The sequence below is a fragment of the Bariatricus sp. TF06-38A genome (assembly GCF_027690675.1).
Classification (GTDB): Bacteria; Bacillota; Clostridia; order Lachnospirales; family Lachnospiraceae; genus Allocoprococcus; species Allocoprococcus comes.
In genome coordinates, this window is the sequence record NZ_JAQFCE010000016.1 from 20482 (window position 1) to 41402 (window position 20921).

At 42.8% G+C, this 20921-nt stretch carries 18 protein-coding genes and 1 tRNA gene; 16 read left to right on the plus strand and 3 right to left on the minus strand.

From position 1 onward, the window contains the following. Window positions 1–144: 144 nt before the first annotated feature. On the minus strand, window positions 145–2520 hold the full coding sequence (locus tag PG418_RS12250) for a phosphoketolase family protein (RefSeq protein WP_008375246.1): 2376 nt from the start codon (window positions 2518–2520) through the stop codon (window positions 145–147). Between the two features lie 310 nt (window positions 2521–2830). On the opposite strand from PG418_RS12250, the gene PG418_RS12255 reads away from it, so the two are divergent. From PG418_RS12255 to recG, 12 genes are all read left to right on the plus strand, one after another. After that, window positions 2831–3745, plus strand: coding sequence for a nucleotidyltransferase family protein (locus tag PG418_RS12255; protein WP_055247228.1), 915 nt, complete (start codon window positions 2831–2833; stop codon window positions 3743–3745). 22 nt (window positions 3746–3767) lie between these two features. Beyond that, window positions 3768–4478 (plus strand): YveK family protein, encoded by a 711-nt coding sequence (locus tag PG418_RS12260; RefSeq protein ID WP_070098610.1) that lies wholly within the window; start codon window positions 3768–3770, stop codon window positions 4476–4478. Next, complete coding sequence (locus tag PG418_RS12265; protein WP_055247232.1) at window positions 4475–5251, plus strand: class B sortase; 777 nt, start codon at window positions 4475–4477, stop codon at window positions 5249–5251. The genes PG418_RS12260 and PG418_RS12265 overlap by 4 nt, the downstream gene beginning before the upstream one ends. Further along, window positions 5241–6224: an LCP family protein gene (locus PG418_RS12270; protein WP_195368933.1), complete on the plus strand. Its 984-nt coding sequence runs from the start codon at window positions 5241–5243 to the stop codon at window positions 6222–6224. The genes PG418_RS12265 and PG418_RS12270 overlap by 11 nt, the downstream gene beginning before the upstream one ends. A 63-nt stretch (window positions 6225–6287) precedes the next feature. Further along, a complete protein-coding gene (locus PG418_RS12275) occupies window positions 6288–6896 on the plus strand; it encodes a hypothetical protein (RefSeq protein WP_270475893.1) in 609 nt (202 codons plus the stop codon). A gap of 83 nt (window positions 6897–6979) precedes the next feature. Further along, the gene (locus tag PG418_RS12280) at window positions 6980–7684 is read left to right on the plus strand and encodes a CpsB/CapC family capsule biosynthesis tyrosine phosphatase (RefSeq protein ID WP_117558305.1); all 705 of its coding nucleotides are present in this window, start codon (window positions 6980–6982) and stop codon (window positions 7682–7684) included. Between the two features lie 44 nt (window positions 7685–7728). After that, window positions 7729–8442 carry a CpsD/CapB family tyrosine-protein kinase gene (locus PG418_RS12285; RefSeq protein WP_498837465.1) on the plus strand — a complete coding sequence of 238 codons (714 nt, stop codon included), beginning with the start codon at window positions 7729–7731 and terminating at the stop codon, window positions 8440–8442. Window positions 8443–8549: 107 nt separating this feature from the next. After that, window positions 8550–8738 carry a 50S ribosomal protein L28 gene (gene rpmB / locus PG418_RS12290; RefSeq protein WP_022219990.1) on the plus strand — a complete coding sequence of 63 codons (189 nt, stop codon included), beginning with the start codon at window positions 8550–8552 and terminating at the stop codon, window positions 8736–8738. Between the two features lie 123 nt (window positions 8739–8861). Continuing rightward, window positions 8862–8984: a hypothetical protein gene (locus PG418_RS12295; RefSeq protein WP_264472185.1), complete on the plus strand. Its 123-nt coding sequence runs from the start codon at window positions 8862–8864 to the stop codon at window positions 8982–8984. 44 nt (window positions 8985–9028) lie between these two features. Continuing rightward, a complete protein-coding gene (locus PG418_RS12300) occupies window positions 9029–9388 on the plus strand; it encodes an Asp23/Gls24 family envelope stress response protein (protein ID WP_008375262.1) in 360 nt (119 codons plus the stop codon). Between the two features lie 17 nt (window positions 9389–9405). Further along, a complete protein-coding gene (locus PG418_RS12305; protein ID WP_055157854.1) occupies window positions 9406–11073 on the plus strand; it encodes a DAK2 domain-containing protein in 1668 nt (555 codons plus the stop codon). A gap of 4 nt (window positions 11074–11077) precedes the next feature. Continuing rightward, window positions 11078–13138, plus strand: a complete 2061-nt coding sequence (recG, locus tag PG418_RS12310; RefSeq protein WP_368276629.1) for an ATP-dependent DNA helicase RecG — start codon at window positions 11078–11080, stop codon at window positions 13136–13138. Between the two features lie 40 nt (window positions 13139–13178). On the opposite strand, the gene PG418_RS12315 is transcribed toward recG, so the two are convergent. Next, entirely contained in the window at window positions 13179–14402 is a 1224-nt protein-coding gene (locus PG418_RS12315; protein WP_498837466.1) for a transglutaminase domain-containing protein, read from the minus strand. A 128-nt stretch (window positions 14403–14530) separates the two neighbouring features. On the opposite strand from PG418_RS12315, the gene PG418_RS12320 reads away from it, so the two are divergent. After that, the gene (locus PG418_RS12320) at window positions 14531–15790 is read left to right on the plus strand and encodes a peptidoglycan-binding protein (RefSeq protein ID WP_498837467.1); all 1260 of its coding nucleotides are present in this window, start codon (window positions 14531–14533) and stop codon (window positions 15788–15790) included. 228 nt (window positions 15791–16018) lie between these two features. Beyond that, on the plus strand, window positions 16019–16225 hold the full coding sequence (locus tag PG418_RS12325) for an alpha/beta-type small acid-soluble spore protein (protein WP_022220917.1): 207 nt from the start codon (window positions 16019–16021) through the stop codon (window positions 16223–16225). A gap of 90 nt (window positions 16226–16315) precedes the next feature. Here the strand turns inward: PG418_RS12325 and PG418_RS12330 are convergent. Next, window positions 16316–16388 (minus strand) — tRNA-Thr (locus tag PG418_RS12330). Between the two features lie 237 nt (window positions 16389–16625). Between PG418_RS12330 and PG418_RS12335 the strand changes: the two genes are divergently transcribed. Both PG418_RS12335 and carB read left to right on the plus strand, forming a co-directional pair. Beyond that, window positions 16626–17696, plus strand: a complete 1071-nt coding sequence (locus tag PG418_RS12335) for a carbamoyl phosphate synthase small subunit (RefSeq protein WP_117558244.1) — start codon at window positions 16626–16628, stop codon at window positions 17694–17696. Continuing rightward, window positions 17696–20896: a carbamoyl-phosphate synthase large subunit gene (gene carB / locus PG418_RS12340; protein WP_008375273.1), complete on the plus strand. Its 3201-nt coding sequence runs from the start codon at window positions 17696–17698 to the stop codon at window positions 20894–20896. The genes PG418_RS12335 and carB overlap by 1 nt, the downstream gene beginning before the upstream one ends. Window positions 20897–20921 lie beyond the last annotated feature (25 nt).

Sequence of the window (20921 nt, forward strand, 5' to 3'; positions counted from 1 at the left end):
TTGTAGCCGGGATGTGTATCTGCAAAGAAAAATATAAGGAGAATGCCCCGGAATTTTTTATGTGTGGATCATAATTCCGGAGCATTTTTATATTTGTAAGTATAAAGTTATAAAGTAGAATTTTGGATTAGAAAACGATTGATATTATTTATGCCATTCCCAGTTTCTGATTTCTTCCAGATCCTGTCCATATTCAGCGATGTACTGCTTGTGCTCAACCAGTTTGTCGTTCATCTTCTGAATCAGGAATGATCCCTTATTGCCAAGCTGTGGCAGATGCATGATTGCATCTTTTACAAGGTTGAAACGGTCAATCTGGTTCTGTACACGCATGTCAAATGGAGTAGTGATCGTACCTTCTTCCTGATATCCATGAACAGAAATGTTGTGGTTGTGACGTTCGTATGTCAGCTCATGAATCAGTGTCGGATATCCGTGGAATGCAAAGATAACCGGTTTATCTTTTGTGAAGATTGCATCGTATTCTGCATCACTTAATCCGTGTGGATGTTTGTGGTCTGATTCCAGTTTGAACAGGTCAACTACATTGACAACGCGGATCTTGAGCTCTGGCATTTCATCACGAAGGATAGTAACAGCAGCCATAACTTCAAGAGTAGGAGTGTCACCGCAGCAAGCCATAACAACATCTGGTTCTTCACCGCAGTCATTACTTGCCCATTCCCAGATACCGATACCCTGTGTACAATGCTTTACAGCCTGTTCCATAGTCAGCCACTGGCAGCTTGGATGTTTAGACGCTACGATTGCATTGACATAGTTCTTACTCTTGATGCAGTGGTCGAAGCATGAGAGTAAGCAGTTTGTATCCGGTGGTAAATACATGCGGACAACGTCTGCCTTTTTATTGGCAATGTGATCCAGAAATCCTGGATCCTGATGTGTAAATCCGTTATGATCCTGTTGCCATACATTAGATGTCAGGATAAAGTTCAGCGAAGCAATCGGCTGTCTCCATGAAAGCTGGTTGCAGACCTTCAGCCATTTTGCATGCTGTGCTGCCATAGAGTCAACGATACGGATGAATGCTTCATAGCTTGCAAAGAATCCATGACGTCCTGTCAGAAGATATCCTTCCAGCCATCCTTCACACATATGTTCACTTAACATACCGTCCATGATACGTCCGTCTCTTGCAAGGCAGTCATCAGTGTCAAGCAAGTCTGCCTGCCAGTCACGTTTCTGTTCTTCAAATACTTTGTACAGACGGTTGGACATACTTTCATCTGGTCCGAAGATACGGAAGTTCTTACTGTCTTCATTTAATTTGAAGATGTCGCGGATGTATCCGCCAAGTTCGATCATATCCTGTGCTTTTGTCTTGCCAGGTTCTACTTCGATTCCGTATGAGCGGAAATCTGGAAGACGAAGGTCTTTCAGAAGAAGTCCGCCATTTGCATGCGGGTTTGCACCAAGACGGGCATCTCCCTTTGGAGCAAGTTCTGCAAGTTCCGGAATCAGACGTCCTTTTTCATCGAAGAGTTCTTCTGCATGGTAGCTTTCCAACCATTCTTTCAGAAGGTCAAGATGTTCTGGTGATTCCATAGAAAGCGGTACCTGATGTGCACGGAAAGATCCTTCAATCTGGAGTCCGTCAACAACCTTTGGTCCTGTCCATCCCTTTGGAGTACGAAGAACGATCATTGGCCAGAACGGACGGGTAGGATCATTGTTTTCACGGGCATTTTTCTGAATTGCTTTGATTTCTTCGATGCAGGCATCCATAGTCTCAGCCATTTTTCTGTGCATAGTCATCGGATCATCACCTTCTACGAAGTAAGGTTTCCATCCGCAGCCCTTGAAGAAGTTTTCTACTTCCTCATGAGAAATACGTGAGAAAATGGTCGGGTTACTGATCTTGTATCCGTTCAGATGAAGGATTGGAAGAACAGCACCGTCTGTGATCGGGTTCAGAAATTTGTTGGACTGCCATGAAGTAGCAAGCGGCCCTGTTTCAGCTTCACCGTCACCGACAACAACTGTAGCGATAAGATCTGGGTTGTCCAGAACAGCACCAAAGCCGTGAGCAATTGAATATCCAAGTTCTCCACCCTCATTGATAGAACCTGGTGTTTCTGGAGCACAGTGACTCGGAACTCCGCATGGGAATGAGAACTGCTTGAACATTTTCTTCATGCCTTCCTCATTCTGGCTGATGTTCGGATAAACTTCACTATAAGAACCTTCCAGATAAGTGTTGGCGATCAGGAAGTTTCCGCCATGTCCTGGACCGGAAAGAAGAATCATATCCAGATCATAACGTTTGATGACACGGTTGCAGTGTACATAGATGAAGTTTTGTCCAGGTACGGTTCCCCAGTGTCCGACGATTTTTTTCTTGATCTGATCCATGGTCAATGGCTTTTTCAGAAGCGGATTATCAAGAAGGTATAACTGACCGGCTGACAGGTAGTTGGCAGCACGCCAGTAGGCATTCATTTTGTTGAGCAGTTCATCAGATAATGGCTGCTTTTCAAGACATAATTTATTGTCTTCCATTTTTGTACCTCTCTCTTTCTCTAGTTCATTTTTGTTATTTTTTTAACTGAGTTCATCATATCATGAGTAAAAGATAACGTAAAATAGCAATAATGAATTATATTCATATCAAAATGTTATGGATAGGAAGAGGAGGAGTTCCTTAATTTCGTAATAGGTGGTAGACATTGTGGAAAAATTGAAGTATAATTACGAATAGCTGTTTTTATGTAAGATTTTTGAATAAAGTGTTTAAAATGTTAATGTTTTGACGGAGAAAAACAGTGTATATAATGTAGATTGACAGTTTTTTAGTGAGGGAGAATTTATTATGAAGACTACTCTGATTATTATGGCAGCAGGAATCGGTTCAAGATTTGGAACAGGAATCAAGCAGCTCGCCAAGATGTCTCCGAATGGGGAGATCATTATGGATTACTCTATTTATGATGCAAAAGAAGCTGGTTTTGACAAGGTTGTATTTATTATCAGAAAAGATATTGAAGAAGAATTCCGTTCTGTAATCGGGAATCGTATCGGAGATCAGATCGAGGTGGAATATGTATATCAGGATCTTGCAGATATTCCAGCTGGTTTTGAAGTTCCGGAGGGACGTACCAAACCTTGGGGAACCGGTCAGGCAGTCCTGTGCTGTAAAGATGTAGTAAAAGAACCGTTTGTGATCATCAATGCAGATGACTATTATGGAAAGGAAGCGTTTAAGCTTCTCCATGATTACTTGATTGCGCACGCAGAGACAGCAGATAAGATGCAGATGGGAATGGCTGGTTTTATTCTGAAGAATACGGTTAGTGAAAATGGAACAGTTACCCGCGGCGTATGTGTGGTAGATGAAAATGGAATGCTTGAACAGATCCATGAGACGACTGGAATCAGTATCCAGGCTGACGGGGTACACTGCGACAGCGAAGCGGTTCAGAAATGGATCACACCAGATTCTAATGTATCCATGAATATGTGGGCTGGTTATCCGGATTTCATTCAGGTTCTGGATGAGAGATTCGCAGAATTTTTAAAAGATGAAGCAGGAGATCCTTTGAAAAAAGAATATCTTCTTCCAAATATTGTAGGAGATCTTTTAAAAGAAGGAAATGTGGATGTAAAGGTTCTGGAAACACACGATAAATGGATCGGTATTACTTATAAAGAAGATACAGAACTTGCACAGGCCGGATTCAAGAAGATGACAGAAGATGGCGTTTATCCGGAAAAATTGTGGAATTAAAGAACAGAAGAGGAAAAAAACTATGAGTGAGTTGAAACAGTTAGAAATGCAAAAAGATGATGAGATGGAGATTGATCTCGGAGAAATTTTTCATTTGCTGATGAATAAATTGTGGATAATTGTTTTGTGTTTTATCATAGGAGCGACACTTGCGTTTGGTGGTACGAAACTGCTGATCACACCGAAATATTCCGCTTCCTCAATGATTTATATCTTAACAAAAACAACAAGTGTGACATCCCTTGCAGATATTCAGATGGGTACGCAGCTTACAGCAGACTTTGAGATTTTGGCAACGAGCCGTCCTGTTCTCGAAGAAGTAATTGAAAAATTAAATCTGGATTATACATATGAAGAGTTAAAAAGTATGATTCAGACAGATAATCAGACAGATACCCGTATTTTGAGATTTACTGTTTTGGATGCAAACGCTAAAGAAGCAAAGAAAATTGCAAATGAACTTGCGGATGTGACAGCTGAGAGAGTGGCATATGTAATGTCCAGTGACAAGCCGAAGGTTGTTGAAGAAGCTGTTGTGCCAAAATATCCTTCTTCACCGAATACTAAGAAGAATACTGCAATGGGTGGACTTGCATTTGCGTTTGTGGCAGCTACTGTTATTGTACTTCGTTATCTCATGAATGATACAATTCAGACAGAAGAAGATATTAAAAAATATCTTGGACTTCATATGCTTGCAGCGATTCCGACAGAAAAGAGGGAATCGATTTGAAAGACAGGACAAGAAAGATTATTGTTGCGGTGTTGCTTGTGATAGCAGTCTGCTGTGCAGGTTATCTGATTTGGTATTACGCCACGGCGGCAAAGACGAAGCAGTCGTATGATGATGCAAAAAAGCTGGCAACGGAAAATGTGAAACCGTCAAAAACAGATAGTGATGACGGAGAGCAGACAAAGCCGGAGATACCGGTTGATTTTACTGCTCTTCAGGAAAAAAATCCGGACATTTACGCATGGATTAAGATTGATGGAACAACCGTTGATTATCCGGTTTGCCAGAATAATGAGGATGATAATTATTATCTATCTCATACCTGGGAACGGGTAGAAGCGGCGGATGGTGCTATTTTTACACAGGCATGCAACAGTAAGAATTTTACAGATTTCAATACGGTTATTTACGGACATCAGATGGGTGAGGGTGTAGATACCATGTTTCATACACTGGATCGTTATCTGGAAGAAGGATATATTGAAAAATATCCAAATGTGATCATTTATACACCAGATCATGTTCTGACTTACCGGATTTTTGCGGCAGTTATTTATGATGACCGTCATCTGATCAACTCTTTCAATTATGTAATGGATGACCAGAGACAGGCTTTCCTGGATTCACTTCAGGATTCCAGAGACCTGAGAAGCCGTTACAGTGATATCGAAAGCGTAGGAACAGAAGACCGGATCCTGTCGCTCAGTACCTGTGTGACGGGAGAATCAAACCATAGACTTCTTGTGGAGGCGGTTCTGACAAATGAAGAATAGAAATCTGGTAATCGTGATACTTGCAGTTATCTGCGCAGGGCTGTTGGCAGGTGTCGTTTATACGGTTACAAAAGGGAAAAGCGGTACGCAGAAAAAACAGGAGGCATCGGCAGAAGCGGGTGCAGACGAAACGGAATCACAGTCCGGAATCATCGAAGAAGACGGAAAGAAATACAAACTCAACCCGGATATCAAGACCGTTCTGTTCATGGGTGTTGACAAGGAAGAAAAAGCAGATCTTGGTAATAACCCGGGAGAAAACGGACAGAGCGACAGCCTGAATCTTCTGGTCCTTAATAAAGAAGAGAAGACGGCACAGATCATTCAGATTTCCAGAGATTCTATGGTGGGAATCGATATTTATGATGTGACAGGTAACAGGCTGATGACGGAAAATGGGCAGATCGCACTTCAGTACGCATATGGGGACGGGGCAGAAGAGAGCTGCCGTCTGACATCTGAGAAGGTATCAGAACTTATGTATGGCGTGAATGTGGATTCTTATTTTTCACTGACGCTGGAGGGGCTGGTTGCAGCAACTGATGCGGTTGGAGGAATTACTCTTACCGTGCCAGAAGATTATACAGCTGTTGATCCTGCATTTGAAAAAGGTGCAGAAGTTACTCTTAATGGGGAACTTGCTGAAAAATATGTCCGTAAAAGAGATATTGAAGTCCTTGACAGTAACAATCAGCGCATGGAACGTCAGTCACAGTTTATGGATGCTCTGATCGAGAAGATGCAGAGTATTCAAAGCGAAACAGAGTATCTTTCTCTGTACCAGAAATTGGAGGATTATATGACAACAAACATGACTGCGGATGAGATGGAAGAGCTGACAGATTATAAGATTGCAGAGGACACCGTGAAAGTTCCGGGTGAGATTATTGAGAAAGACGGACATGCGCAGTATCTGGTAGACAATAAAGAATTAAAAAAAATAATATTAAAAATGTTTTACAAAATAATGTAATTGTAGTATAGTATAGCTTGATATAGCGAATATCAAATAAACTATGTGAGGAGGTCAAAGAAAATGAAGTCAAGAATCTTAAAGACAGTTGGTCTTATTGCAGCTATGGTATCCTGCATCGGAATGACGGCATTTGCAGCACCAAGTCCGGCAGCTTCTACAGTTGTTACAGCTGTAAGCAGCGCAACAGATACAGATGGTAATGCAGTGAATGTTTCTATCACATCTGAGATCCCGACAGAATACACACAGGCAGTTGCAGACATTAAGACTGAAGCAAAATTGAAAGAAGTAATTGGGAGCGATTTTAATGCGAATATGACAGTTGCTGATGTTAAGGAAGTTACAGCGCCGGAAGGAGCTAAATTCCCACTTAAGATCACATTCGTAATGAAAGGCGTAACAGCTTCTTCTAAAGTTCAGATTCTGCATTACAATAGATCAGCATCAGCTTGGGAGAAGATTGATACAACTGTTGCAGATGGAACAGTAACAGGTACATTTAGTTCACTGTCACCGGTTGCATTTGTTGTTGACAAGACAACTCTTACATCCGCTACAGGAACAGCTACTTCACCGGCTACAAGCGCAACAGCTGTATCAGCAGTTGCAGTACTTGGACTGGCAGCAGTAGCAGCAGCATTCGGTCTTAAAAAGAAAGCTGTTAGATAATACAAACATATGTTGAAAACGCTTCTTTGTGGCGGGAGTCACCGTGAGGGGCGTTTTCTTTTTGACAGGAGAGATACGTTTTGATGTTGGTAGATATTCATTGTCATATTCTTCCGGGAGTAGATGATGGAGCACCGGATATGGAGACTTCCAGAGCAATGATACGGGATGCCTATGAGCAGGGAGTACGTTATATCATTGCGACTCCGCATTACAGACCGGAGATGTTTGAGCCTTCCATGAAAAAGGTGATCCGAGTATACCATGAACTTCGCGATTATGCTGAAGAAGTTGGAATTGGACTGAGGCTTGGCTGCGAGTATTACCGGAATGAGCAGATGATCCGGCATCTTGATAAGAAGCTTCGGCCGACGATGCTTGGAAGCAGATATGTTTTGACAGAGTTTTCAACCAATGACAGTTTTGTCACGGTCCGTAATTACATTTATGAGCTAATCACCAAGGGATATCGACCGATCGTTGCACATGTTGAAAGGTATTTTTGCTGTCAGGAACCGGAGAGAATCCAGGAACTGAAAAAACTTGGAGCACAGATCCAGATAAATGCAGATTCCGTATTGGGATATGAAGGACATACGATTAAAAAGTTCTGTGCCGGCCTGATGAAAGATGATCTTGTGGATTTTATAGGATCAGATGCACACAATCTGGAGGGGCGGAAGATGAACCTCGGGAAGTGTGCCACTTACGTCAGAAAAAAGATGGGACAGGATTATGCGGAAGAGATTTTTGTAGATAATCCAAGACGGATATGGAAGAGCAGATAAAGAGATTCAGATAGCCCCGCGTGGGGAAGAAAGCAGGTGTTTTGTTGAAAAAGGTTAATTTATCGATTGAAAAGAAAAGCTACGGGGTGCGTGAATCAATCCGGACATTGCGTACCAATCTGCAGTTTTGCGGAGATGATAAAAGAGTCATTCTTGTAACAAGCTGTGTGCCGAGAGAGGGGAAAAGCTCTGTTTCTGTTGCGCTGGCAGAATCAATTGCAGACATGGGAAAATCTGTTATTCTTGTTGATGCGGATATTAGGAATTCTGTTATGGCATCGAAACTTCAGATTACCGGTGCAGATAAAGGGCTGTCACACTTCCTCTCCGGACAGTGTGTGCTTGCAGATGTGATTATGGCGACAAATATTCCGAAATTTCATATTCTTCTTTCTGGACCGGAGGCTCCGAATCCGACAGAGCTTCTGGAATCCAAACGTTTTACCGGTATGCTGGAGTCCATGAAGAATGTCTATGATTATATTATCATTGACTGTCCGCCGCTTGGTCTTGTTATTGATGCGGCAATCATCGGACATCAGAGTGATGGCGCGATCATTGTTGTCGAAGCAGGTAAGACCAAATACCGTTTGGTGCAGAATGTAAAAGACCAGCTGGAAAATTCGGGAGTGTCCGTTCTTGGTGTTGTCCTTAACAAGGTAGAGCGTAAGAACCAGAAGGGATATTATAACAAATATTATGGCTCACAGAAGTATGAGGGCTATTATGGACACAATGAAGAAACAAAAAATGCATAAAAGTGAAAATAACACTTGCAATTGTTAAAAGTTTCTGTTAAAATAATTATTGTTGTGAGTCTGCAAGATTTGTAAGCAGACATTTCAGATCGTTAGGAGGTGCAATCATGGCTAAATGTGCTATTTGTGAAAAGGGTGCTCATTTCGGAAATAACGTAAGTCACTCTCATAGAAGATCATCTAAGATGTGGAAATCTAACGTAAAATCCGTTAGAGTTAAAACGGAAAACGGCGGAACACAGAAAATGTACGTATGTACAAGCTGCCTGAAATCCGGACGCGTTGAAAGAGCTTAATCTGAGCGGAATGATGAGAACCGAAGCTTTTAAGCTTCGGTTTTTTGCGTATACGATGAACCAAATACGGAGCTGTCCAGATTTGTGCTCGCACAAAAATCTGATTGGATCTGTATTTGGCGAATGTACGACAGTGAACTGTTAAGTGAGCTGCCGTATAATCAGGCAGGTGTCAGCATGCCTGATTATCGGGCTGCATTGGTTGTAAAAGCATTGGAAATAGAGTATAATATTTTCAACGTTTAAAAATAGATTTATTGATATGAATTTTGAGAATTGGAGGATGGCATATGAAGGGAAGTATGAGTACTGATTTAGGAATCATCACGATCGATCCGGAAGTGATCGCAAAATATGCAGGATCTGTAGCAGTTGAATGTTTTGGAATTGTCGGTATGGCAGCTGTCAGCATGAAAGATGGTCTGGTAAAACTTTTGAAAAAAGAAAGCCTTACAAAGGGAATCCAGGTCGGAATCTCTGATGAGAATAAGATTACACTTAATTTTCATGTGGTCGTAGCTTACGGAGTAAGTATTTCAGCAGTAACAGACAATCTGATCAGCAACGTGAAGTATAAAGTTGAAGAATTTACAGGTATGAGCGTCGATAAGATCAACATCTATATCGAAGGCGTCCGCGTGATCGATTAATTAAGGAGGAACTTGTTGTGGCAACAAAGAGTATCGATGTAGAACTGCTTGCGAAGATGTTTCTTGCAGGCGCACAGAATATAGAAGCAAAAAAGGAATATATCAATGAACTGAACGTGTTCCCTGTACCGGATGGTGATACAGGAACCAATATGTCTATGACAATTATGGCGGCAGCGAAAGAAGTAACTGCACTGGAAGGCATGGATATGGCTTCTCTTGCGAAGGCAATTTCATCCGGTTCTCTCCGTGGTGCAAGAGGTAACTCCGGTGTTATTCTATCCCAGCTGCTCCGCGGATTCACAAAATCCATCAAGACGGAAAGCGAAATTGATGTACCTGCACTTGCAAGAGCAGCTGTACGTGCAAAAGAGACAGCATATAAGGCTGTTATGAAGCCGAAAGAAGGTACGATTCTTACCGTTGCAAAAGGGGTGGCTGAAAAGGCTCAGACACTTGCAGAGGAGACAGATGATCTGGAAGAATTTCTCCCGAAGCTGATTGAAGAGGCAGAGACTGTTCTGGCAAAGACTCCGGATATGCTTCCTGTATTAAAGGAGGCAGGTGTTGTAGATTCCGGCGGACAGGGACTTCTGGAAGTACTGCGCGGGGCATATGATGCATTCCTCGGTAAAGAGATTGACTACAGCGCACTTGCACCAACTCCTCAGGCTGTTAATGCAACAAAGGTTGAAACTGAGGGTACAGTGGATATCAAATTTGGATACTGTACCGAATTTATTATTCTCCTGGACAAAGAATTTACAGAAAAGGATGAAATAGAATTTAAGGCTTATCTGGAATCGATTGGTGATTCTATCGTATGTGTAGCAGATGAAGACGTTGTTAAGATACATGTTCATACGAACGATCCGGGACTTGCAATCCAGAAAGCACTTACTTATGGACAGTTATCTCGTATGAAGATTGATAATATGCGTGAAGAGCATCAGGAAAAGCTGATCAAAGATGCAGAAAAGCTTGCAGCAGCTCAGAAAGAGAAAGAAAAAGCCAAAGAGCCACGTAAAAAGGTCGGATTTATTGCTGTTTCGATCGGAGAAGGATTAAATGAAATCTTCAAAGAACTTGGCGTGGACTACATTATCGAGGGTGGTCAGACCATGAACCCGAGTACGGAGGATATGCTGACAGCGATCGATCATGTAAATGCAGACTATATTTACATTCTTCCGAATAATAAGAATATCGTAATGGCTGCAAATCAGGCGCGTGATCTGACAGAAGACAAGGATATTATCGTAATTCCGACAAAGACCGTTCCGCAGGGAATCACAGCAGTTCTGAATTACAATGCAGAAGAAGATGTGGATACAAATGAAGAGACGATGCTGGAAGCGATCAAATGTGTAAAGACAGGTCAGGTGACTTATGCTGTCCGTGATACCCACATCGATGATAAAGAAATCCATGAAGGTGATATCATGGGAATTGGTGATGCAGGTATCCTTGCAGTTGGCAAGTCTGTTGATGGTACTACAAAGGACATGCTGGCACAGCTGGTAAATGATGATTCTGAACTGATCAGTCTCTATTATGGAGAAGAAGTTTCCGAAGAAGAAGCAGAAAAGCTGACAGCAGAGATTGAAGAATTATATCCGGATATGGACGTAGATGCACACATGGGCGGACAGCCGATTTATTACTATGTGTTGGCGGTAGAATAGACTTATGAATGAGCAGTCAGAAATCCGTAATCTGAAAGGAATCGGGGCAAAAACCGAGGAACTGTTTCACAAGATGGGAATTTTTACCATCGGCGATCTGCTCCGTTATTATCCCAGAGGATATGATGTATATGAAGAGCCGGTGAGCGTAGGAGAGCTGGAAGAAGGAAAGATCAGCACGGTAAAAGGCGTGATATACGGAAGAGTACAGGTTGGAGGAGGAAAGCGTATGCAGATTACGACAGCATACGTAAAAGATCTGACTGGTACTTTGAAGGTGATCTGGTTTCGTATGCCGTTTCTGCGTAATACATTGAAGCAGGGAATGCCGGTTATCATAAGAGGACGGGTAGTTTCAAAAAAGGATCAACTGATTATGGAGCATCCAGAGTTATTTTCACCACCGGATAGTTACGATAAAAAGTGTGGAACTCTTCAGCCAATTTATCCGTTAACTGCCGGTATGACGAACAATGCGGTAGCAAAAGCGGTTAAAGGTGCGATGGAATATCTGGATCTCGTCTCTGATGATCTACCGAAAGATCTGCGCCTTCGATATCATCTGGCTGAGTATAACTATGCGATCCGCGGGATACATTTTCCACTGGATAAGGCAGAATTCTACCATGCAAGAGAGAGACTTGTATTTGAAGAATTTTTAGTTTTCGTGCTTGCTCTTCGCAGGACGAGGGAGCGAAATGAGCGTGCCGAAAACGGATTTGTGATAAAAAGGCGGTCGGAAATCGACCGCTTTCTTGCAAATCTGCCATATGAACTGACCGGAGCACAGAAGAGAGTCTGGGAACAGATCCAGGAGGAGATGTGCGGAAAGCTAGTGATGTCACGCCTGATCCAGGGGGATGTTGGCTCTGGCAAGACAATAGTAGCGCTTCTGGCTCTTCTTCTGGCGGCACTGAACGGTTATCAGGGCGCAATGATGGCGCCGACAGAAGTTCTGGCCAAGCAGCATTACGAATCAATCATAGAGATGCTGGAAAAGTATCAGATTCCGGTGAAAACCGAGCTCTTGACCGGGTCGATGACAGCAAAGGAAAAAAGGGAAGCTTATCAGAGGATTGCTGCGGGAGAAGTGCAGATTGTTCTGGGAACCCATGCACTGATCCAGGAGAAGGTGGAATACCAGAATCTGGCACTTGTTGTTACCGATGAACAGCACCGATTTGGTGTCCGTCAGAGAGAGGCACTTGCCGGGAAAGGACAAATTCCTCATATTCTTGTAATGAGTGCGACACCGATTCCTCGAACACTGGCAATCATTTTATATGGAGATCTGGATATTTCGGTGATTGATGAACTTCCGGCAAACCGTCTGCCAATCAAGAACTGTGTGGTGGATACCAGTTACCGACCGACTGCTTACCGCTTTATGCAGAAGCAGGTCGCCGAAGGAAGACAGTGCTATGTGATTTGTCCGATGGTAGAAGAGAGCGAGGCAATGGATGCAGAGAATGTTCTTGACTATGCGCAGCTTCTGCAAAGTGAGATGGGTGACAAGATCCGGATCGCTGCGCTTCATGGGCGGATGAAACAGGCAGAAAAAGACGAGATCATGGGAGCATTTGCAAAGAATGAGATCCAGGTCCTGGTGTCGACAACAGTTATCGAGGTTGGTATCAATGTGCCGAATGCTACGGTGATCATGGTGGAGAATGCTGAGCGTTTTGGGCTGGCGCAGCTTCATCAGCTTCGCGGGCGCGTAGGACGTGGCAGACACCAGTCCTATTGTATTTTTATGAGTGGTTCGAAGACGAAAGAGACAAAAAAACGACTTGAGATCCTGAACAAATCCAATAATGGATTTTTTATTGCGAATGAAGATCTGAAGCTTCGGGGACCAGGAGATCTTTTTGGAATCCGGCAAAGCGGATTAATGAATTTCCGGATCGGAGATGTGTTCCAGGATTCGGAGCTTCTGAAAAAAGCAGGAGAAGCATCGGGGGAAATCCTGAGGGAAGATCCACTGTTAGAAGGCGAAAAATATAAACTGCTTGGTGAAAAGCTTGCGGCATACATTTCGGGAAACAATCTGGAAACGACGTTGTAGATAAAAAGATAGTGGGCAAATTGTTCTGCCCACTATCTTTTTATTCATAAAACCAGTAAATAATAAATTTGTTAAGGGATGCTTCTTCACTGTATGAATAAGAAACCTGCCAAAGTCCATATAACTCACCCAGGTATCCTGCACCTTCTTCCATGAGGGTTTCATGCATTTCATCCACGACATCCTGATAGACTGCATCATCTGACATTTTAAATATCGTATAAGCCTCCTGGCTCTCAATCGATCTGTCGATCACTTCTCGCAACATACCAGGCTCATAGGTATCATAATACATGCCGTTCAGCTGATAATAGTTCAGATTTTCAGACTGACATGACGGATATACATAGTCCGTGCTGATCATATGTGTTTTTTCTAGCTCTTTTTCACTGCAGCAGAGATAATCGTAAGCAATCAGGTTCGGTATCTGATAGTCATTATCTTCGCCGAGAAAAATCGGATCTCCCCAGGTTGCATCTACATAATAATATTGATCATTGCACTGAACAATATTCCATGCATGGTCTGCGATGCCTCCATTTGGATCTGTAGTCTGTCCGGTTACATAGATACAGTAAATACCCAGTTGTTGCAGCAGATACTGGCAGCTTTTTGCATAGCCGGCACAAACCGATCTTTTTCCGACAAGAGCACTGTAAATATTCTGGTTATCCGGTGCATCAAGATCATAATCTACGTTATCTATGAGATAGGTGTAAATGTATTTTATCTTTTCGTATTCATCTGAAAGGTCTGAAATGCCAGAAAGACAGGTGGTTCTTGCCGATTCAATCTCCTGATTCCGTTGTTCTTTTTCTTCTCCCTCATAAAGATAATTGGGCTCTATTACTACATATCGGCTCTGTCCTTCAGACTGAGAATATTCTGTGGAAGTTGCATTTCCATCACACCAGAAAATTTCCGGTCTGTCATTTAACACATTCTGAAATACTTCATTTGCAGTATTCGCGTTGCTGCAATGCAGATAAATTTCTTTTTTATTTTCCTGGATACCCTGAAGAATTTCCCGGTAAACCGTTTGCTCTTCATCAGAAAGCTGTTCATAGTAGAATTCTCCGGTAACCTCTGCATCCGTAATTTTTTCCTGTTCATAAGGAACTTCTTCCGGCGCGGAACTCTCTGCTTTCGGAGTGGCTGACATTTGTCTGCCGATCAGGATTCCTCCGGATATAAGACAGAGACAGCCAAGTCCCAAAAGAATGAACGAAAAAAATTTCCCTGTTTGATGCATCTTTTTTCGCATAATCTATTTAATTCCTCCAAATACTCATCTGTATGTTTCATCATAACATACCCTTCATTTTTGCACAACACGGACATTTTTTACATATAATGTTTCTGACAGTATAAAAAGCCTTGAGGATATCAGATATGAGATTTTTGAAAGCCATGCAGACTTCTGATCGGGGAAATTTGCAGGTACAGATTACTTCGTCTATTGATTCTTTTCCTGTTCCAGATGCGTCAATCCGTATTTCCTATACAGGTATTCCTGAAAACACACTGGAAGAACTGACAACCGATAGCTCCGGACAAAGTGAAACCATTGAGCTTGACGCACCGCCTGTGGAGTATAGCCTGGATGTAACAAATGAAGAACAGCCATATGCGGAATATACCCTGGAAGTAAACGCTCCGGGATTCGAGCCGGTCAACATCGCAGGAACGGAAATACTGGCCGGTGTGACGGCAATTCAGAAGATTCGTCTGCGTCCACTTGTCACGGAAGACCAGACCCCGGAAATCTTTGTGATTCCTGCACATACTCTGTACGGTGTGTATCCGCCGAAAATCCCGGAAAACGAGATCAAGCCGGTAAACGAAACCGGTGAGATTGTGCTAAGCAGAGTTGTCGTGCCGGAATACATTGTTGTTCACAATGGCTCACCACGCGATTCTACCGCACAGAATTATTATGTAAAATATAAAGATTATATCAAAAATGTTGCTTCCAGTGAAATCTATGCAACCTGGCCGGAAAATACGATCCGGGCAAATGTACTGGCAATCATGTCTTTTACGCTGAACCGGGTTTACACCGAATGGTATCGCAATCAGGGCTATGATTTCACAATTACATCTTCTACGGCTTTTGATCACAAATGGATTCCGGAACGGAATGTTTTTGACTCCATTTCTACAGTGGTGGACGAACTGTTTGCAGATTATCTTTCCAGACCGAATGTAAGGCAGCCGATTCTGACACAATACTGTGACGGAAGGCAGGTTCAGTGTCCGAACTGGATGACCCAATGGGGTTCTAAAGCACTTGGTGATCAGGGGTATTCTCCGTCGGAAATCCTCCGCTATTATTACGGAGATGATATTTACATCAATACTGCTGAAGAAATTTCAGGCATTCCGTCTTCATGGCCAGGGTATACCCTTTCCCAGGGCTCTTCTGGTACAAAAGTCCGGCAAATGCAGGAACAGCTAAATGTCATTGCCGGTGCATACCCGGCAATTCCGAAAATCACAGTTGACGGTATTTATGGTCCGGCAACAGCATCGTCCGTCAGAAAATTCCAGTCGGTGTTCGGGCTTCCGGTAACCGGAACTGTTGATTACCGTACATGGTATAAAATTTCCGAAATTTATGTAGGTGTATCCAGAATTGCAGAATTGTCCTGACTTGGATTTTATATTATGATCTAAGTTTTCTCCCAAACTCTGCTTTTATGCAAAGAATACTAAATGTGTCATGCTTCAGTTTAAAATGTTTCATACTCATCTGGTGCAGATTACTGCAAAATAAAAAATGCTAAAATTAACAAAACCTCCCAGTGTAATCTGAATTTATTCTCCATATACTAGGAGCGTAACACAAAACAAAATGTTACAAAAAAGGAGGAAATGAATATGGCAAGTCGTTCATCAAACAGAGCAGCCGTGCCAGAAGCAAAAGGTGCACTGGACAAATTTAAATACGAGGTTGCAAGCGAACTGGGAGTACCGTTATCAGACGGGTACAACGGAGACTTAACTTCAAGACAGAACGGATCTGTCGGAGGTTATATGGTCAAGAAAATGATCGAAGAACAGGAAAAACAGATGTCCGGTCGATAGGAACAGTCAGTGAAGGTATCACAGGCATTTCTGCCGGATACAAAAAGGGAATGTCTGATAAACAGGCACTCCCTTTTTCTCTGATCACTAAGCTGGAAATCGGACTTGAACCGACGACCCCTTCATTACGAGTGAAGTGCTCTACCGACTGAGCTATTCCAGCATTCGTACTGCTTTCGCAGTCACGAATTATATTATATCAAATTTTTGAATAAAAGCAACTCTTTTTTAAAAAAATTACACTTTAAAATAAACATAAAAAATAGGTATTGAAATCTGTAACCAGATATGGTAAACTTTTTACAATTTGAGAAAGTGTGGGCGCTCTGGAATTGAAAAGACTCCAAGAGTGCCCCTTTTTTGAGAATAAAAGAGTATTACGAAGGGATAAGGTGAACATATGAAAGCGTTTCTAATTTTAGAAGACGGAACTGTGTTTGAAGGCACAAGCATCGGCTCAACAAAAGATATGATTAGTGAGATTGTATTCAATACTTCAATGACTGGATACTTAGAGGTGCTGACAGACCCTTCTTACGCCGGACAGGCCGTTGTCATGACATATCCGCTGATCGGAAACTATGGTATTACACCGGATATGGAGTCCAAGAAGGCGTGGCCGGATGGTTATATTGTAAGAGAATTGTCCAGAATGCCAAGCAACTTCCGTTGTGAAGGTACAATTCAGGATTTCCTGAAAGAACAGGATATTCCGGGAATTGCAGGAATTGATACCAGAGCACTTACCAAAATCCTCCGCGAAAAGGGTACAATGAATGGTATGATCACAACGAATGAAAATTACAATCTGGATGAGGTACTTCCGAAACTTCATGCATACAAAGTAGGAGATGTAGTTTCCAAAGTAACTTGCAGTGAAAAATATGTCTTAGAAGGCAATGGACCAAAAGTTGCATTGATGGACTTTGGTGCTAAGAACAACATTGCAAGGTCTTTAAATGATCGTGGCTGTGAAGTTACCGTTTACCCGGCAAATACACCTGCAGAAGAGATCATTTCCGCAAATCCGGACGGTATCATGCTGTCGAACGGACCTGGCGATCCGGCGGATTGCACTTCCATTATTAAAGAAATCAGAAAATTATACGATTCAGAGATCCCAATCTTTGCAATCTGTCTGGGACATCAGCTGATGGCACTCGCCAACGGTGGTAAGACCTATAAGTTGAAATACGGACACAGGGGCGGAAACCATCCGGTAAAAGATCTGCAGACAGGAAGAGTTTATATTTCTTCCCAGAACCATGGTTATGCTGTAGATGCTGATAGCATTCCGGAAAGCGTTGCAGTACCTGCATTTGTGAACGTAAATGACAATACAAACGAAGGAATGTCATACGTTGGAAAGAATATTTTCACAGTACAGTTCCATCCGGAAGCTTGCCCGGGACCACAGGATTCTGGTTACTTGTTTGACAGATTTATGGATATGATGGGAGGAACAAAATAATGCCAAGAAATAAAGACATAAAGAAAGTATTAGTTATTGGTTCCGGTCCAATCGTAATCGGACAGGCAGCAGAATTTGACTATGCCGGAACACAGGCATGCCGTTCACTGAAGGAAGAAGGACTTGAAGTTGTACTTCTGAATTCGAATCCGGCAACGATCATGACAGACAAAGATATTGCAGACCGCGTTTATATCGAACCACTTACGGTAGAAGTTGTAGAACAGCTGATCCTTAAAGAAAAACCGGACAGCGTACTTCCTACCCTTGGAGGCCAGGCCGGACTGAACCTTGCAATGGAGCTGGAAGAAGCAGGATTCCTTAAGGAACATAATGTGAGACTGATCGGTACAACGGCGGAAACCATCAAGAAAGCAGAAGACCGTCTGGAATTTAAAGATACTATGGAAAAGATCGGTGAGCCGGTTGCAGCTTCACTGGTCGTTGAAAATATAGAAGATGGTGTCGCGTTTGCAGATAAGATCGGATATCCTGTTGTTCTTCGTCCGGCATATACCCTCGGCGGAAGCGGTGGTGGTATCGCACATGATCAGGAACAATTGGAAGAAATCCTTGAGAACGGACTCCGTTTGTCGCGTGTAGGACAGGTTCTTGTAGAACGCTGCATTGCAGGATGGAAAGAAATCGAGTACGAAGTAATGCGAGACAGTGCTGGAAACTGTATTACTGTATGTAATATGGAAAATATCGATCCGGTCGGAGTTCATACCGGTGACAGTATCGTTGTTGCACCTTCCCAGACTCTTGGAGATAAAGAATATCAGATGCTGCGTACTTCGGCACTGAATATCATTACAGAACTGAATATTACTGGTGGATGTAACGTACAATACGCATTACATCCAGACTCTTTTGAATATTGTGTAATTGAGGTAAACCCGCGTGTAAGCCGTTCTTCTGCACTGGCTTCCAAAGCGACAGGATACCCGATCGCAAAAGTTGCTGCAAAGATTGCCCTTGGATATACACTGGACGAGATCAAGAATGCAGTTACAAAGAAAACTTATGCAAGCTTCGAGCCAATGCTTGACTACTGTGTTGTTAAGATGCCGAGACTTCCGTTCGATAAATTTATCAGTGCAAAGAGAACGTTGACGACACAGATGAAAGCTACCGGAGAAGTTATGAGTATTTGCGATAACTTTGAAGGAGCTCTTATGAAAGCAATCCGTTCTCTGGAGCAGCATGTAGACTGTCTGCTTTCTTATGATTTCTCAGCACTTTCCAAAGAAGAAATTCTGGAAAAACTGGAAATCGTAGATGACCGCAGAATCTGGATGATCGCAGAAGCACTCCGCAAAGGAATCTCTTATGACGAGATCCATGCGATCACAAAGATCGACAAATGGTTCATCGACAAGATCGCAATCCTTGTTGAGATGGAACAGGCTCTGAAGACACAGGAACTCACACCGGAACTTCTGAAAGAAGCAAAACGTATTGAATTCCCGGACAATGTTATTGCACGACTGACCGGAAAAGATGAGAGAGAAATCCACGATATGCGTCATGCAAACGGAATCGTTGCAGCATACAAGATGGTTGATACCTGTGCGGCTGAGTTCGCGGCAGAGACCCCATATTATTATTCTGTATTCGGAAGCCAGAACGAAGTAGAAGAGACTTCCGGCAAAAAGAAAGTTCTAGTACTTGGATCAGGACCGATCCGTATCGGACAGGGTATCGAGTTCGACTTCTGTTCTGTACATTGTACATGGGCATTTGCAAAAGAAGGATACGAGACTATTATCGTAAATAACAACCCGGAAACTGTAAGTACCGATTTCGATATCGCAGATAAGCTGTATTTCGAACCACTTACTCCGGAAGATGTAGAGAGCATTGTAGACCTGGAAAAACCGGACGGAGCAGTTGTTCAGTTTGGTGGACAGACTGCGATCAAATTAACAGAATCCCTGATGAAGATGGGAGTGCCGATTCTTGGAACTTCCGCAGAAGATGTAGATGCTGCAGAGGACAGAGAGCTCTTTGACGAGATCCTTGCACAGTGCAATATTCCACGTCCGAAGGGAGATACAGTATTTACCGCTGAAGAAGCAAAAGAGGTTGCCAACCGTCTTGGATATCCGGTACTGGTTCGTCCTTCTTATGTACTTGGCGGACAGGGAATGCAGATTGCAATCAACGATCATGATATTGATGAATTTATCGGAATCATCAACCGTATTGCACAGGATCACCCGATTCTGGTTGATAAATATCTGGTCGGTAAAGAGATTGAGGTCGATGCAGTATGTGATGGAACAGACATTCTGATTCCTGGTATTATGGAACATATTGAGCGTGCCGGAATCCATTCTGGTGACAGTATTTCCGTATATCCTGCGCAGAGCATTTCCGAAGTGACAAAGCGTAAAATTGAAGAATATACAAAGCGTCTTGCAAAAGCCCTTCACGTAATTGGTATGATCAACATCCAGTTCATCGTATGTGGCGAAGATGTTTATGTCATCGAAGTAAACCCACGTTCAAGTCGTACCGTTCCTTATATCAGTAAGGTAACAGGTATCCCGATCGTTCCGCTTGCTACAAGAGCGATCATCGGACATAAGATCAGAGAAATGGGTTACACACCGGGACTTCAGAAAGAAGCTGATTATATTGCAATCAAGATGCCGGTATTCTCATTTGAGAAGATCCGTGGTGCAGATATCAGCCTTGGACCGGAAATGAAGTCTACAGGTGAGTGTCTGGGAATTGCAACTACATTTAACGAGGCACTTTACAAAGCGTTCCTTGGAGCTGGAATCAACCTTCCAAAATATAAGAACATGATCATGACTGTTCGTGATGAGGATAAGGGAGAAGCTGTCGAGATCGGACGCAGATTTGAGGCACTTGGCTACCGCATCTTTGCAACACGCGGTACAGCTGATGCATTAAAAGAAGGTGGCGTAAAAGCAATTCCGGTCAATAAGATTGAGCAGGAATCACCGAACCTGATGGATCTGATCCTTGGACACGAGATCGACCTTGTAATTGATACTCCTCCACAGGGAGCAGATCATGCACGAGATGGATTTGTAATCCGTCGTAATGCAATCGAGACAGGTGTCAATGTACTGACAGCTATGGATACTGCAAGAGCACTTGTGACAAGTCTGGAAAATACAGATATCCGTCAGCTTACACTGATTGATATTGCGAAAGTTGAATAAGATGTTATGAATACGGACAGGCAGG